Below are 13,522 nucleotides of genomic sequence, written 5' to 3' on the forward strand. Positions count from 1 at the left end.
AACCGCCTCAAGCGCCACCGCGCGGTCGCCACGAGGTACGACAAACTCGCCGTTCGCTACGAAGCGACCGTGCTGGTCGCAGCCATCAACGAATGGCTGTGACCAGCACTTTCGAAACACCCCCTAGCCCGAGGCCGGGCTGATCGGGTTCACCAGGTCGCTGGCCAGGGAACTTGGCCCGGAGGGAATCTGCGTGAACACTATCCTCCCCGGGGCCATCCAGGTCGAGGCGGAGAACGACCTGCCCGCGCATCACCGCGCCCGGCCCGAGGACCAGATCCGCCGCCAGTGCGTCCAGCGCCGGGGCCGCCCCGAGGAGGTCGCCGCCGTAGCGGCCTTCCTCGCCGGCCCGAGCGCGTCCTTCATCACCGGCCAGTCGTTGCACGTCGACGGCGGCTGGATCCTCCACTGACCGCCCACCCGACCCACTGAGCCAGGAAGAGACCATCATGCAGCACCGCGTCCGAGCCGTCCTCCTCACCCCGAACAACACCACGCTGCTGATCAAGCGCATCCGCCCCGGCATCGACCCGTACTGGGTGATCGTCGGCGGCAAGATCGAACCGACCGACGCCAGCCCCGAGGACGCTCTGCAGCGCGAGGTCCGCGAGGAGGTCGCCGGTGAGGCCGAGATCGTCAGCCTCCTCCACACCATCGAGACCGACACCGACCACGAGGACTTCTACCTCGCCACCATCGACAAGTGGAGCTTCGAGGACCGCACCGGCCCCGAGTTTAGCCAGGAAGGCCGAGGCGAGTACCTCCTGGAGGAAATCCCTCTCACCACCGAAGCCCTCGACGCGATCAACCTCCTGCCCCAGGAGATCGCCTCCGTCCTCCGCGAGGCCGTTGAGCGGGGGGAACTCTTCGCAAGCAGGTAGCGCGAAGCGGGATGCGCGCTCGGCCGGACGCCTGCGAGGTGTCTGGCCGACCACGCTGGCGTCGCCGTGGACCGGCCCGAGGATGCTTGCTCGTCCAGGTGCGCACAAGCTTCATCTGCCCCATCCAAACTCGGCAGTGCGGAAGGATGGATGGATGAGTGACTGGGAGTTCGTGAAGGACAGAACCGCTACCGAGGGCGCGGTGTGGCGGTCAGCCGACGGCCTGCGTTACAAGCGGACCGGTGGCGAGGACCTACGGGCGGAGAGCGAGTTCCAGCAGCTGGCCGCCGGCCTCGGCTACCCGGTGCCGGAGATCGTCGACAGTGGCTCGGAGGACGGGCGCTACTTCGTCGTCGAGTGCGCCATCGGCGACACGTCGCTACACGAGGAGGCGCTGGCCGAAGCCGGGCGGGGCGGTCAGGTCAGCTACCAGGTCATCAGTACGGCGGCTGCCGTCGCGTCGAAGCTCCTGCAGGCCCAGGCTGGGCATCCCCTCCCCGCCACGCCGTGGTTCGATAAGGCGGCCTTCGCGGCAGAGGTGTTCGAGGAGAACCCGGACTTCGACACCCCGCGGGTCCATGAGGCGGTCAACCACGCCCTCGACCGGCTGGCCCGTCTCCCGATGGTGCACGGGCACCTGGACTACGGCCTGCCCAACGTCCTTCAGGCCGGCGTCATCGACTGGCAGCATCACGGACCGGTCCCGCTCGGCTACGACGTCTACCCCGCGCTCGACATCGTGGCGTTCAAGGGCGGCGGCAAGGGCTACAGCATCACCCCGGAACAACGCGCCGCCTACACCGCCGCCCTCGACGAGACCACCGCATCCCTGATCGGGCAGCGGGTGAGCGAGCACCTGGGCGACTTCCTGCTCGTCAAGTGCTTCTTCTTTCTCGCCCGCATGCGGCCTGCCGACCCCAGCCTGCACGACAAGCACATCAAGTGGCAGTACCGCCGTACCCTCTTCACGATGGGACTTGATCAGTATGAGTCGTCCGACAGGATCGACACTGGCACGTTCCCCACTCTGGAACGGTTCACCGCTGAACACCGGTAGGCGGGTACCCCCGCGACCGCGACTACTTGATGTGTCCTGAAGCGCCTCTTGAGCGCCCGACCATGAGGAGGCTGCCGCCCGTGGGCAGGATTGAGTACTACAACGATCCGAATTCGCCGAAGGCCAACACGCTCATCCCGGCCAGCAACCTGCTCGTTGTCGACGCCCAAGGCGCCATCCTGCTCCAGCGACGCCGCGACACCGGCCAGTGGGCCTTGCCTGGCGGGGCCCAGGACATCGGCGAGACCGCCGCCCAGTGCGCCGTGCGCGAGTGCCTGGAGGAGACCGGCGTCGTCGCCGAGATCACCGGCTTCCTCGGCGTCTACACCAACCCGAACCACATCGTCGCCTATACCGACGGCGAGATCCGCCAACAGTACGAGAACACCTACATCGGCCGACCCATCGGCGGCCAACCGACCATCAACGACGAGGCCGACGGAGTCCGCTTCATCCAGCCCGCCGACCTCGCCCAGTACGACATCCACCCCAGCATGCGCCAGCAGATCGGCGACTACCTCGCCGGCACCTACCCCTACCTCGGCTGATCGGCCAAAACGTGATTCGACGTTGGCACCGCGAACTACCCTTGCGGCCATGGATTGGTTCGAACGCGTGGCGAAGCTGAGGCGGTGGACGAACAACGAAGTCCGGGCTCCGCACAAGCCGTTGCTGCTGCTCTATGCGCTCGGCAGCTATCAGCAGGACGCCGACAGCGAACTGCGGTACAGCGTGATTGAGGAGGACCTCAAGCGACTGCTCGCCGAGTACGGACCGTCGCACCCAACGACCCCTGCCTATCCCTTCCACCATCTGGTCAGCGACGGGGTATGGGAAGTCAGGACTGACCAGGGGCAGGGGAGTCCCGGCAGCGCAGTCAGGATCCTTCGCTCCAGCGGAGCCACTGGCAGGCTTGCGCCAGCTTTGCGGGCCGCGCTCGCCAAGGAGCCGTCCTTGCTGGGCCGGCTGGTCAGGGTGCTTCTGGACACCCACTTTCCGCCATCCCTGCACATCGACCTGTGCGAAGCCGTTGGGCTCGACCTGGAACTCGCCGAGACCGCAGCTGTGAACGGCTCTGATGCCAGGGCTCGCCGGCAACGTGATCGACGGATGCGTGAACTCATACTCACGGCCTACGAGTTCCAGTGCGCCTTCTGCGGGTACGACGGGACGCTCGGCGCAAGCACGGTCGGACTGGAGGCCGCACACGTGCGCTGGTGGTCGCACGACGGGCCGGACGATGTCGACAACGGCCTGTGCCTGTGCTCACTGCACCACAAGCTCTTCGACAAGGGTGTACTGGGCCTTGGAGACGACCATCGAATCCTGGTCTCTCAACGTTTCGTCGGCCGCAGCCAGGCCAGCCGACAGCACGTGCTGGCTCTCGCTGGTCAGCCGGTCATTGGCCCGCAACTGGGCGTCCCGCCGGTCGCGCGGCAGCACCGCGAGTGGCACACACGGCAGGTCTTCCACGGCGCACCCCGCACGCCCGTCGCGCAGCCTGAGCGCTCACGTTGACAGCACGCTATCTCAGTTCGTCTCGGAGATCGCGCGCCTCCGTTATTACTTTTCGCTCAATGTCAGATCCTAGATGGAGGAACGAATCAAGATCAGGCCAGTCGAGGACTTCATTGAGCAATGCGACGGCGCGCATATCTCCAGATGCGAGGCCGACGGCACAGGCATAGCAGACGTTGCGAATCAAATCGAGGATGGAGGTGCGAAAGAGGCGGGGCGCGTCGTGGCTTTCCTTCCAGTAGCGCACTTCATCGATCGCCTGATCCCACTTCGCTTGCAAGGCCAGAGCCTCAATGAGTCGACGCCGTACCTCCGGGTCGACGGACCCTGAATGCTTTTCGCTGAGAAGCTCTCGACAGCACTGCTCTGCCTCGGCGTACCGATGCTGCCGGAGAAGATTCTCTGCCCTCTCGATGGTCCCGAAGGTGATGGAGTACGCGGTCGGAGCAATCCTCGACTCCAGATCGGTGAAGGCATCTCCGAGTAGCGTAAGCCTCGTTGACTCGGGCGCTGGAAAGTCTGAATTGCGAATAAGCGTCCGTCCATCGATTGCGAACTTGAGGGCCGCCTTGGGGTATTCATCCGCCCAAAGCCTCGCTTGATGCAGGACATACTCAAGATGTCGCACTGCTTCGTCGAATGTGGTTGTCAGTCTCGTATGTTGCGCAGTGCTGATATCTTGGGTCTGCAGGAATATTGTGGCCAGGGCGAATCGCGTCTGGGCGACGAGTGCGAGATTCGTGGGTTGCAGTCGAGCCAAGTGATCCAACTCGCGTAGCATTAGTTCTTCGGCGCGCAGGGCGTTGCCCTGAAGATAGTACGGGGAGGCGAGATTCCCATACATGAGGGCAACGCGCTCGCTCGTGAAGCCGTTTTTCTCGATGTGCCCGAGAAGAGTCTCGGCGTGAGATTGAAGAATCTGGACCCGCTCAAGTTCTCCCAGCTCCGAAGCTCCGCGCAGCCAGCGTTCGACATGCCCAGTCAACTGGTTCATGGCGCCTGGAAGCGCGGGATGGCCGTTGAGGCGATCCCGGATCAATGCCTGACTCACCGTATTGACGGTGATGGTTCGCTCAGCGCCCGGCAGGCTTTCGCCGTACGAGGGCGGGAGCGGAAGATCGTTCTTGATGAGAGAGAATCGATAGAGCTCGCGAAGGGCCTCGCCGAGGTTGGCCGTTCCAGTCGGCACCAGGACTGGGCCATGATGCCCGGGCTCAAGGGCTTCGATATCAGCAATTGCCGCCGCCAGAAGCAGGTGTGTGGGCATCTGGTGCGATGCCAGAAACGCGGACGCGAATAGCATCTGCAGGGCCACGGAAGGCGAGTCAGCTAGTACTTCGGGTCGGGTTCGAGCCTCAAGGCGATCGATGCAGAGGTTGAGCGCCGCGGCAAGCGTACGGGGATACCCGGGAGGGACCGAATCCTCGTCGGAGAACGAGCGGACTTTCAGCTCTTGCAGATAATGATCAGTGTAGTCGAGTCCCAGTCCCGTGCTATAGAGATAACCGGCCCCAAGCTCCAGTGCCAGCGGCCAGTCCCCCAATTCCTCGGCCAGGCGCTTCAGCGATGGCTGCCAGAATTCCCGCTCGTCTTCGGTGAGGTGAAGACGTCGGCTCAGTAGCTCAACGGACTCACCACGGCCCATCACTGAGACGTGAACGACGTCGCCGTTCCCCAGGTGGGATGCCGCGTTGAGGGTGGTGATGAGGGCATCGCCGCCTACCTTCGGGATCCACGGGTTGATCTCACGTGCAGAGTTCGCGTTGTCGCAGACCAAGAGCCAGCGGCCGGGCAGTTGGCCGAGCTCGCGTTGCACTGCCTGGAGGAGATCTTCGACCTGGGCCTCCGGCTGTTTGGCCGGCGAGTTCGGGTTGAGAGCGGCCACTGCGCGCTGGAAGGAAGCGCGCGTTGAGTACTCCGTCTCACAGTCGATCCAACCGACGAAGTCGTACGCGTCGGCACGGGCAGAGATGAAGAGAGTCGCGGCACTCGACTTCCCAATGCCGGACGGCCCGACCATCGTGGCCCGACGAGTCACTTGACTCTTCTTCAAGGGGAAGGATGCAAGCAAGCGGCCCAGAAGCTCAGGCCGGTCTACATCAGGGACTGTGGGAACCGGGCCCGCCATGGCTCCCCAGTCGCGCATCCCGATCGAACGCGCCAACGTTTCCCCGTCAACCAACACGAGCCTGCGTAGCTCTGCGACCGAGAAGCTCGCCCGCCGACCGCTGACGTCGGCGGCCCGGTCCAGGATCTCGGAGATCAGATAGCCGGTGAGCAGGCCAGCAGACTTCTCTCCTAACCCCTGGTGCGCATGGTTGCGGATGGTGCGGAGGGACTCGCGAAGCTGCTCGCGAATCTCGCCATCGTCGCGCGCGTCGTACTCCACCCTGCAACGTCCCAACCGCGCGAGACCGTTCTCGTTGAGTCCCTCCAGCTGGCTCCTTCGCTGAGGCGCATCGCGGAACAACTCCATGAGCCTGTCCCGCAACACCTGCGGCCCAGGCGTAGAGGCCAAGATCTCGTCAAGCTGGTCAGACTTGGGCCCGGGGCGCCCATTCGTCAGAAGACAGTAGGTACCCGCCTCGTGGTCGCCGTTGATCATCTCTAGAAGGATGCCCAGCGCGACTGCGGCGCTCATGGAGCCACCTGCAGCGCGGCTCTTGACCTGGGCCGCCAATCGAACGGCCCCCTCCAGATCAACCACGTCGAAGTCGACCTGATCTACCGCGCCCTCGCTTGCCGGAGGACCTTCCACGCGAACGCAGTCGATCCCCGGCTCGTCGAGCACCGTAACCAGCTGCTCGAGCGTGCGAAGGTACTGGTACTGAAACCCGCGTGCCGCTACGCGTCCCCCGTCCAAGGCCTCTCCCATCCGCCCCACCCAACGGAAGCCACTCTCACTCTGGGGTACAACCTTCCACACCTCGAGCCGATGCAACCCGCATACCGTGAAGATCGGGAGTGGGGACCCACCGCGGCTCGTGGTCGATCCGCCACCGCCCAGTGCGGAGCGGTCTTCGGCCGGCACCTCGACGAGCTGATGGCCGACCGACGCCGCTGTTTGTGTGATGCGGGCTTGGACGCCAGTCAGGAGGAAGGTCTGCGCGAGCGGACGGCGCAACACGTGCCGGTTCGAGCAAGATCGCGAATCACAAACCAGCGATCTGACCTGCGGTTTCATCGCCACGTGATCGATGCTGGCGCCAGCCATCATGATCACTCTCATGCTCGTGATGCGTAGGTTGCGGGTTCGAGTCCCGAAGCAAGGACAACGGAACCCGACAACACGGGCTCCCGGTTTGTCCAATCCGAAACTCCGATGGCGGGAGTGTGGGTGCCGGCCGACGGCAGCGCCCGGTGGTTCGTGGTCCCGCACGGGACGGACCAGCGGCTGCTGGTGGAGCGGCGGATCCAGCACGCGTTGCCCGCGTACGTGCCCGGCACGCTGACCCGCGCCCGCTCGACCCTGGTGCGCGACCCGGCGCTCGCCACCAACACCGAAGCCCGGCTGGTTTAGTCGATTCCCGGAGAGCAGCGCGCCCACGAGCAGCGGCAAGCCGAGCTGCATCTGCACCTCGACGCGTTGCGGGATGTGGCCGATGCGCTGCGCGGCGCCCTGCTGTTCGGCACCGGCCCGCCCGCTGGAGGACGCGGTGCACGATGTCTTTGTGGTGGCCGGTGCCGCGGTGACCCGCCTCGACGATGTGTACGGCACCGAGTCGGCGGACCTGCTGGCCGAGTACGGCGGCCGCCGAGTCCTTGTCGGGGTGAAGTCGGCGAACAACCGACTGCCGCACAGCCTGCCTGACAAGCTGCTCAAGCAGCTGAACACTTGGCCCCACCTGACCGACACCGAGCCCGTGGACGGCGGCATCTTGGTGGTCAACCGCCAGAGCAAGCTCCCGGCAGCGCGGCGGGACGCTGAGCTTTACACCGACCGGGTGTTCGCCGAGGCCCTGACCGTGCCGGTGATCGGAAGCACCTGTCCGTTCGGCTGGTAGCGCCGGGAGGAGTGAGAGGCCATCCGACGCGTCGTCTTCGGCGGCACCGACGAGGTGCAGCCCGCCGATGGCGCAGCCCCGGAAGTGGCGCGAAGCCGTCCGGGCCGTCCGGCTTGTTCGTGCGCCTGCGCGGATAGCCGGCGGCCGCCGGAGCGCGGCGGGCCTGTCAGTCCTGCTTCGACGTAGGCGACGTCACTGCCAGGCGTGCTCGGCTGCCGCTACCCATTGCGTCAGCTTGTCGGCGTCGACGGCCTCCTCCCAGCGGACTTCCCGGCCGGGGTGGGCGCCGCACTCCAGCCGGGCGAGGAAGCCTCCTTCTGGCAGCTGCTCCAGTCCGGCCGAGGGCTCGGCTGCGCAGCGGTCGTGCCGCGTAGTGGCGCGGATCCGGGCGGCGGCCAGCGCGGACAGGTGCCGGGGCGGAAGGGTGGTGGTGCGGCGGCTGTTGCACTCCAGCAGGTTTCGCACCGCCGCCCGTCGTTCCAGAAGGTCCGCCAGAGCCCGTGCTGCGAGCGTTCGGCCTGGTTGCAGCTCGCGCACACTGGCCGCGGACAAAGTTGTGTGCGGGCTCGACATCACGTCCAGCGTGGACGTTGTCGGCCGGACTACCTCCCCGCGCTTCCCGACCACCCACAACGACACCCGATCGCGCTGTCCGAGTCTGCTGCCACGTTTCATCGGAACGAGTGTGCGGCCTCTGGTGTTTCGACGGCCAGGCACTAACATGAGTATTCCTCATGTTTAAGGAGAGGGTGTGGCAAGGTGTCGAATCGGCGTGATTTTCCGGCGGGCTTCCGGTGGGGTGTCTCCACGGCGGCGTACCAGATCGAGGGAGCGGTGGAGGAGGACGGGCGTGGGCTGTCCGTTTGGGACGTGTTCGCGGCTCGGCCCGGGGCTGTCCTGGACGGCCAGAGCGGGAGGGTCGCCTGCGACCACTATCACCGCTATCCCGAGGACATCGCTCTGATGAAGGACCTCGGCCTGGACGGCTACCGCTTCTCGATCGCCTGGCCCAGGATCCAGCCCGAGGGCACCGGCCCAGCCAACCCCGTCGGACTCGCTTTCTATGACCGGCTGGTGGACGCCCTGCTCGCCGCAGGCATCACCCCGATGCCCACTCTCTTCCACTGGGACCTGCCCCAAGGCCTCGAAGATCGCGGCGGCTGGCTCGACCGGGACACGGCGTACCGGTTCGCCGAGTACGCCGAGCTGGTGGTGGACCGGCTGGGCGACCGGGTGCCGGCCTGGATCACGCTCAACGAGCCGTTTGTTCACATGGTTTACGGTTACGCGCTCGGCATTCACGCGCCCGGCCGTACCCTGATGCTCGATGCCTTGCCCGTAGCCCACCACCAGCTGTTCGGGCACGGGCTCGCGGCCGCTGTACTGCGCGAGCGCGGTCGGGAGGTGCTCATCGCCAACAACCTCACCCCGGTCTGGCCGGCGAGCTCCTCGGAAGCCGACCAGGCGGCCGCCGTCGCGTACGACGCCCTGCACAACCGGCTGTTCACCGATCCGCTGCTGTTGGGGCGCTACCCGGACCTGAGTGCGTACGGGGTTGGCGAGGACCTCGGCGGGAGTGTCCGTCCAGGCGACCTGAAGCTGATCGCCGGTCCGGGCCTGGACGGGCTTGGTGTCAACTACTACAACCCGACCCGCATCGCCGCTCCCACCGACCCCGGGCTCCCCTTCGCGGAGGCCGAGATCGAAGGCGTCCCGCGAACCGCCTTCGGCTGGCCCGTCGTTCCGGACGGCCTGCGCGAACTCCTCGTCGGCCTTCAGCAGCGCTACGGTGCCGCGCTGCCGCCGATCACCATCACCGAGAACGGCTGCTCCGTCACGGACGAACCTGGCCCCGACGGAGCCATCCTCGACCAGTCGCGGATCGACTTCTTGTCCGGCCACCTCGACGCCCTCGCCGCAGCGTCCACCCAGGGTGTGGATGTTCGTGGCTACTACACCTGGTCTTTGATCGACAACTTCGAGTGGGCTCAGGGATTCGAACAGAGATTCGGTCTGGTATATGTCGACTTCGCGACCCAGCGCCGGATTCCCAAGGCGTCGTACGCCTGGTATCGGGAGCTAATTTCCTCCCAACGAGCATGATTCAGCGGGTAGTTGGGCCACCATTGGAGGTGAGGTTGCTTGATCGGGATAGAATGACAGGGTGTTCGATGGGCTGAGGGCTACAGCCAGCGCTTCGGCCTGGTCCACGTCGACTTCGAAACGCAGCGGCGCACCCCGCGCGCCTCGTTCGCCTGGTACCGCGACCTGATCGCCGCCCACCGGTCTTCCCGCGCCGGGTGACGGCCGTCAGTCCTCGGCGGTGCGGACGATCACGACGGGGCAGGGCGAGTGCTGCACGCAGTACTGTCCGACGGAGCCCAGCAGGGCGCCTTCGAAGCCGCCGAGGCCGCGGTGCCCGACGACCAGCAGGGACGCCCGCTCCCGGGCGGCCGACAGCAGGACCCAGGCGGGAGTGCCCTCCTCGACCCTGAGCCTGACGTCCACCGGCGGCCGCGAACCCACCGCCTTCTCGACGTTCTCGGCCAGGACCTTCCGTGCGGCCCGTGACAGGTGCGCCTCCTCGCCGACCGGCACCGCGCTGCCCCACCCGGAGAACGGCGGCTCCCAGGCCATGACCGCCTCCACCACGCCGTGGGTGAGCTCGGCCTGCCGCACCGCCCAGCGCAGCGCCCTCCTGGACTGCTCCGATCCGTCCACTCCGACGACGACCTTGCCGCCGAGGGTCAGTTCTTCGGTCATGGTTCCGTCCTTCCGGTCAGGGTCGGCGGCGACGCCCGGAGGCGGCCGTTCGGCGAGAGCCCGTTCTGCCGTCCCGGGCCAGGTCGCCCCGGACTCCTCCTCAGGTGGCGTCGGCGACCTCCACTGCGTGCGGCTCTCGTCCTTCTTCCCCGCGGTGCGCTCGGCCTTCACCCGCAGCACGCCGTCCTCCACGCACTCCTCGACGCGGATCACGTGATCACCCGAGGACGGGCGGAGGTCGAACGGGAGGTCTTCCCCCAGCCTCGCGGTCGAGGCACCGAGCGGGCATGAGCCTCCCGGGGGCCGGCGCATGGGCCGATGGGCCCTGGCTGTGCGGGAACGGGGGCGCGGCGCGAGGGCTGCGGAACGTCCTCGACCCGCCGCCCCACCGTGAGCGGCCGATGTCGCAGGACGTCCCGCAGGCCGGGCGGGGTCAGTCGCAGGGGACCACGGCGAGCGGGCCGCGGACGTGGTGGACCGCTGCCTGGGTGACCGGCCCCAGGAGGGGGCCGGGCAGCGTGCCGCGGGTACGACGGCCGACGACCAGGCGGTCCGGGCGGTCCGCGGCCTCGACGAGGGTCCCGGCGGCACCGCCCCGGAGGAGGGAGGGCACCACCTCGACGCCGGGGTACTCCTCCCGCCACGGGTCGAGCGTGCCGGTGAAGCGCTGCACGGCTTCGGCAGCGGCGACCCGGACGAGGCTCGCGGTCACCGCCGGGACCAAGCCGCTGCCCCTCGGCGGCCGCCAGGCGTGGACCACCCGCAGCGGCGCCGCGCGCAGGGCGGCCGCCTCGAACGCGAAGCGGAGCGCCGCGTCGCAGCAGTGGTCGAGGTCCAGCCCGAGGACGACCTCGCGGGCGGGGCGCGACGCCTCCTCGTCGGCGCGGACCAGGACCACCGGACAGGCGGCCCGGCCGAGGACGTCCCGGCCGACCGCACCGACGAAGTAGCCGTGGAGCGCGCCCAGGCCCCGGGAACCCAGGGCCAGGACCACGGAGCGCTCCGCCGCCGCGAGGAGCACGTCCCGGGCGGGGCCCGACCGGTGCACGGCGGTCACGTCGACGCCGGGCGACCGGGCCCGCAGCCCGGCCTCCTGCCGCGCGAGCCACCTCCGGCTCTCGGCCACGGCGTCCGGGGTGCCGAGCAGGTGGGGGGCGGTCCACGGCCAGGCGAGCAGGAGCTCCACCCGCAGGCCCCGGAGGCCGGCCTCGCGGGAGGCCCACCGCGCGGCCGCGGCGCTTCCGGGCGTTCCGTCGTACCCGACGGTGATCAGGCCGTTCACGGTGACCTCCGAGAGACTCCGGGCAGTGACCCCGTTCCCCATCCTCGCCCGCTCCCGGTCGCTGCTCCCCGTGCCGACCGGCACCGGTCGGAGGACCGGGTGCGCCGTGCCGGGGAGCCCGGCCCGGGGCCGCGGGCCAGGCCTCAGGACAGGGGCGTGCGGAGGACGAGGACGGGGCACGTGGCGTGGTGGACGCAGTGGTTGCCGACCGAGCCCAGGAGCATGCCCGAGAAGGCGCCGCGGCCGTGGCTGCCGACCACCAGCAGGTCGGCGCCCCGGGCTTCCTCGGTCAGGACCGCCGCCGGGTGCCCCTGGACGACCCGCGGCACCACCTCCACGCCGGGGCGCTCGCCGAGGGCCTCGGTGACGCTGTCCTCCAGGACCCCGCGGGCCTGCCCCGCGAAGTCCGTGTCGGAGAAGTCCACGGGCATTCCGTAGGCGGGCGGCAGCTGCCACGCCAGCACCGGGCGCAGGGGCGCGCCGGTCAGCTCCGCCTGGCGGGCCGCCCAGCGCAGCGCCCGCTTGCTGGCGGCCGATCCGTCCACTCCCACCACGATCGGGCGGGAACCGCTCCCGGCGCCCATCACCGCTCACCTCCGTGCGCGGCGCCCGGTGCCGGGGCGTCCGGCCGGGCGGTGACGTCGACCGCGCCGACCCCCGGGACGGTGCGGACCAGGCGGGCCGCCTCGGCCGCTCCGAGGCCGGGCGGCAGCCGCCCGTCCAGGACGACCCGTCCCCCGTCGGCCCGGACGGACAGCCGGGAGAAGGCCTCCGGGTGCACGGCGGCCAGCAGGGCGAAGCGGACCCGGTCGGCGAGGTCGGCGGCGTCGCGGCCGACGGCGGCGAGCAGGTCCGCCCGGTGGACCGATCCGACGAGGCGGTCCTCGGCGTCGACCACGGGCAGCCGCCGCAGGTGGCGGTTGACGGCCAGGCGAGCGGCGTCGGCGAGGGCGGTGCCCGGGCGGACGGTGAGGGCCGGTGCCGTCATCAGCCGACGGGCCGTCAGGTGCGGGGGATCCCCGGTCACCCGGGGGTCCTGGGCGCGCAGCAGGTCCGCTTCGGAGACCACGCCGACCACCCGGCCGTCCCCGGCCAGCACCGGGACGGAACCGGTGCGCCAACGCCGCAGGAGGTCGACGACCTCCCGGAACGGGGCGTCCGCCCCGACGGCCACCAGGGCCCGGCCCATCACGTCGCCGACCACGGGGGAGTCCGGTCCGCCCGGGACCGGGGCGGAAGGGGAAGGGACGGAAGGGGCGGGGGAGCGGAAGCCGCGCCCGCCGTCCTCGCGCAGGACGCTGCCCGACACCGGCGCCAGCAGGTCGGCGAAGCGGCGCAGCGCGTCGATCAGCAGGTCGTCCACCGACAGCACGCCGACCGGGCGTCCGTCCCGCAGGACCGGCAGGCGGCGCACGCCCGTGCGGCGGAACAGCCGGTACGCGTCGTCCACGGTGCCGTCCGCGTCCACCGTCACGGCCGGAGCGGACATCACGGCGGCCACCTCGGCGGGCGGATCCCCGCCGGGGGCCGCCCGGCGCACCGCGAGGTCCCGGTCGGTGACCACGCCGAGCAGGTGCCCGTCGGAGGCGACCACGGGGAGGCAGCCCACGCCGGTGTCGGCCATCAGCCGCGCGGCCTCCGGGAGCGGGGCGTCCGGTGCGACGGTGACCGCAGGGGCGGACATCAAGGTGGTGAGCCTCACGGCGAGACCTCCCAGAGGGCAGCGTTCGCCTGCTCGGTCAGCAGGGTCGCCAGGCGCAGGGCCTGGGCCGGGGTCAGGACCGCCCACGGCTCCGTCACGTCGTACGGCGGGCCCGCCGCGCCCAGGGCGATCGCGGGGGTCCCGGAGGGGAAAGCCCGGTGGGCGAGTCGGGAGACGGTCAGGGCGCGGCCGCGTCCGGTGTGCAGCATGCGCTGGGCGTCCAGTGGTGTTCGCGGTGTCATGGCCGCCTCCCGGGAATCGGTTCGGCCCCCGGTTCCAGGACAGCGGACGGCGCCTGCGGTGCACAGGGCTCGG

Annotated in this window: 15 protein-coding genes and 2 pseudogenes; 10 read left to right on the forward strand and 7 right to left on the reverse strand. The window is 69.0% G+C overall.

What is annotated here, in order from left to right:
- The 6 genes and pseudogenes from QSK52_RS28430 to QSK52_RS28455 form a co-directional block, all read left to right on the forward strand.
- Positions 1-102: pseudogene (locus QSK52_RS28430) on the forward strand (IS5 family transposase); the annotation flags it as partial.
- Between the two features lie 91 nt (positions 103-193).
- Positions 194-412 (forward strand): SDR family oxidoreductase, encoded by a 219-nt coding sequence (locus QSK52_RS28435; protein WP_285739048.1) that lies wholly within the window; start codon positions 194-196, stop codon positions 410-412.
- A gap of 37 nt (positions 413-449) precedes the next feature.
- Positions 450-881 (forward strand): NUDIX hydrolase, encoded by a 432-nt coding sequence (locus tag QSK52_RS28440; RefSeq protein WP_285739049.1) that lies wholly within the window; start codon positions 450-452, stop codon positions 879-881.
- A 154-nt stretch (positions 882-1,035) separates the two neighbouring features.
- Positions 1,036-1,938 (forward strand): phosphotransferase, encoded by a 903-nt coding sequence (locus QSK52_RS28445; protein ID WP_285739050.1) that lies wholly within the window; start codon positions 1,036-1,038, stop codon positions 1,936-1,938.
- An 80-nt stretch (positions 1,939-2,018) separates the two neighbouring features.
- Positions 2,019-2,486: an NUDIX hydrolase gene (locus QSK52_RS28450; RefSeq protein WP_285739051.1), complete on the forward strand. Its 468-nt coding sequence runs from the start codon at positions 2,019-2,021 to the stop codon at positions 2,484-2,486.
- 49 nt (positions 2,487-2,535) lie between these two features.
- Positions 2,536-3,456, forward strand: coding sequence for a phosphorothioated DNA-binding restriction endonuclease (locus QSK52_RS28455; RefSeq protein ID WP_285739052.1), 921 nt, complete (start codon positions 2,536-2,538; stop codon positions 3,454-3,456).
- Positions 3,457-3,463: 7 nt separating this feature from the next.
- Here the strand turns inward: QSK52_RS28455 and QSK52_RS28460 are convergent, their stop codons facing one another.
- Positions 3,464-6,685, reverse strand: coding sequence for a hypothetical protein (locus QSK52_RS28460; protein WP_285739053.1), 3,222 nt, complete (start codon positions 6,683-6,685; stop codon positions 3,464-3,466).
- Between the two features lie 93 nt (positions 6,686-6,778).
- Between QSK52_RS28460 and QSK52_RS28465 the strand changes: the two genes are divergently transcribed.
- Entirely contained in the window at positions 6,779-6,976 is a 198-nt protein-coding gene (locus tag QSK52_RS28465; protein WP_285739054.1) for a hypothetical protein, read from the forward strand.
- Positions 6,977-7,049: 73 nt separating this feature from the next.
- Positions 7,050-7,460, forward strand: a complete 411-nt coding sequence (locus QSK52_RS28470) for a hypothetical protein (RefSeq protein WP_285739055.1) — start codon at positions 7,050-7,052, stop codon at positions 7,458-7,460.
- 192 nt (positions 7,461-7,652) lie between these two features.
- Here the strand turns inward: QSK52_RS28470 and QSK52_RS28475 are convergent, their stop codons facing one another.
- The gene (locus tag QSK52_RS28475; protein WP_285739056.1) at positions 7,653-7,925 is read right to left on the reverse strand and encodes a hypothetical protein; all 273 of its coding nucleotides are present in this window, start codon (positions 7,923-7,925) and stop codon (positions 7,653-7,655) included.
- Positions 7,926-8,219: 294 nt separating this feature from the next.
- On the opposite strand from QSK52_RS28475, the gene QSK52_RS28480 reads away from it, so the two are divergent.
- Positions 8,220-9,563 (forward strand): GH1 family beta-glucosidase, encoded by a 1,344-nt coding sequence (locus tag QSK52_RS28480; RefSeq protein WP_285739057.1) that lies wholly within the window; start codon positions 8,220-8,222, stop codon positions 9,561-9,563.
- Between the two features lie 75 nt (positions 9,564-9,638).
- Positions 9,639-9,764, forward strand: a pseudogene (locus tag QSK52_RS39515) (family 1 glycosylhydrolase); the annotation flags it as partial.
- Between the two features lie 6 nt (positions 9,765-9,770).
- Here the strand turns inward: QSK52_RS39515 and QSK52_RS28485 are convergent.
- From QSK52_RS28485 to QSK52_RS28505, 5 genes are all read right to left on the reverse strand, one after another.
- The gene (locus QSK52_RS28485; RefSeq protein ID WP_285739058.1) at positions 9,771-10,223 is read right to left on the reverse strand and encodes a universal stress protein; all 453 of its coding nucleotides are present in this window, start codon (positions 10,221-10,223) and stop codon (positions 9,771-9,773) included.
- A 433-nt stretch (positions 10,224-10,656) separates the two neighbouring features.
- Positions 10,657-11,505 carry a universal stress protein gene (locus QSK52_RS28490; protein WP_285739059.1) on the reverse strand — a complete coding sequence of 283 codons (849 nt, stop codon included), beginning with the start codon at positions 11,503-11,505 and terminating at the stop codon, positions 10,657-10,659.
- Between the two features lie 143 nt (positions 11,506-11,648).
- Positions 11,649-12,089 carry a universal stress protein gene (locus QSK52_RS28495; protein ID WP_285739060.1) on the reverse strand — a complete coding sequence of 147 codons (441 nt, stop codon included), beginning with the start codon at positions 12,087-12,089 and terminating at the stop codon, positions 11,649-11,651.
- The gene (locus tag QSK52_RS28500; RefSeq protein WP_285739061.1) at positions 12,089-13,207 is read right to left on the reverse strand and encodes a CBS domain-containing protein; all 1,119 of its coding nucleotides are present in this window, start codon (positions 13,205-13,207) and stop codon (positions 12,089-12,091) included. Before QSK52_RS28500 ends, QSK52_RS28495 begins: the two co-directional genes overlap by 1 nt.
- Positions 13,204-13,449 (reverse strand): hypothetical protein, encoded by a 246-nt coding sequence (locus tag QSK52_RS28505; RefSeq protein ID WP_285739062.1) that lies wholly within the window; start codon positions 13,447-13,449, stop codon positions 13,204-13,206. The genes QSK52_RS28500 and QSK52_RS28505 overlap by 4 nt, the downstream gene beginning before the upstream one ends.
- Between the last annotated feature and the right edge of the window lie 73 nt (positions 13,450-13,522).

Origin of the sequence: Kitasatospora phosalacinea (genome assembly GCF_030268885.1) — a bacterium.
In the GTDB taxonomy this organism is placed as follows: domain Bacteria; phylum Actinomycetota; class Actinomycetes; order Streptomycetales; family Streptomycetaceae; genus Kitasatospora; species Kitasatospora phosalacinea_C.

What these genes read in the sequence shown, in the direction of transcription:
- QSK52_RS28440 (WP_285739049.1), top strand. Translation starts at nt 450, where the DNA reads ATGCAGCACCGCGTCCGAGCCGTCCTCCTCACCCCGAACAACACCACG.
- QSK52_RS28445 (WP_285739050.1), top strand. Translation starts at nt 1,036, where the DNA reads ATGAGTGACTGGGAGTTCGTGAAGGACAGAACCGCTACCGAGGGCGCG.
- QSK52_RS28455 (WP_285739052.1), top strand. Translation starts at nt 2,536, where the DNA reads ATGGATTGGTTCGAACGCGTGGCGAAGCTGAGGCGGTGGACGAACAAC.
- QSK52_RS28460 (WP_285739053.1), bottom strand. Translation starts at nt 6,685, where the DNA reads ATGAGAGTGATCATGATGGCTGGCGCCAGCATCGATCACGTGGCGATG.
- QSK52_RS28465 (WP_285739054.1), top strand. Translation starts at nt 6,779, where the DNA reads ATGGCGGGAGTGTGGGTGCCGGCCGACGGCAGCGCCCGGTGGTTCGTG.
- QSK52_RS28470 (WP_285739055.1), top strand. Translation starts at nt 7,050, where the DNA reads ATGTGGCCGATGCGCTGCGCGGCGCCCTGCTGTTCGGCACCGGCCCGC.
- QSK52_RS28485 (WP_285739058.1), bottom strand. Translation starts at nt 10,223, where the DNA reads ATGACCGAAGAACTGACCCTCGGCGGCAAGGTCGTCGTCGGAGTGGAC.
- QSK52_RS28495 (WP_285739060.1), bottom strand. Translation starts at nt 12,089, where the DNA reads ATGGGCGCCGGGAGCGGTTCCCGCCCGATCGTGGTGGGAGTGGACGGA.
- QSK52_RS28505 (WP_285739062.1), bottom strand. Translation starts at nt 13,449, where the DNA reads ATGACACCGCGAACACCACTGGACGCCCAGCGCATGCTGCACACCGGA.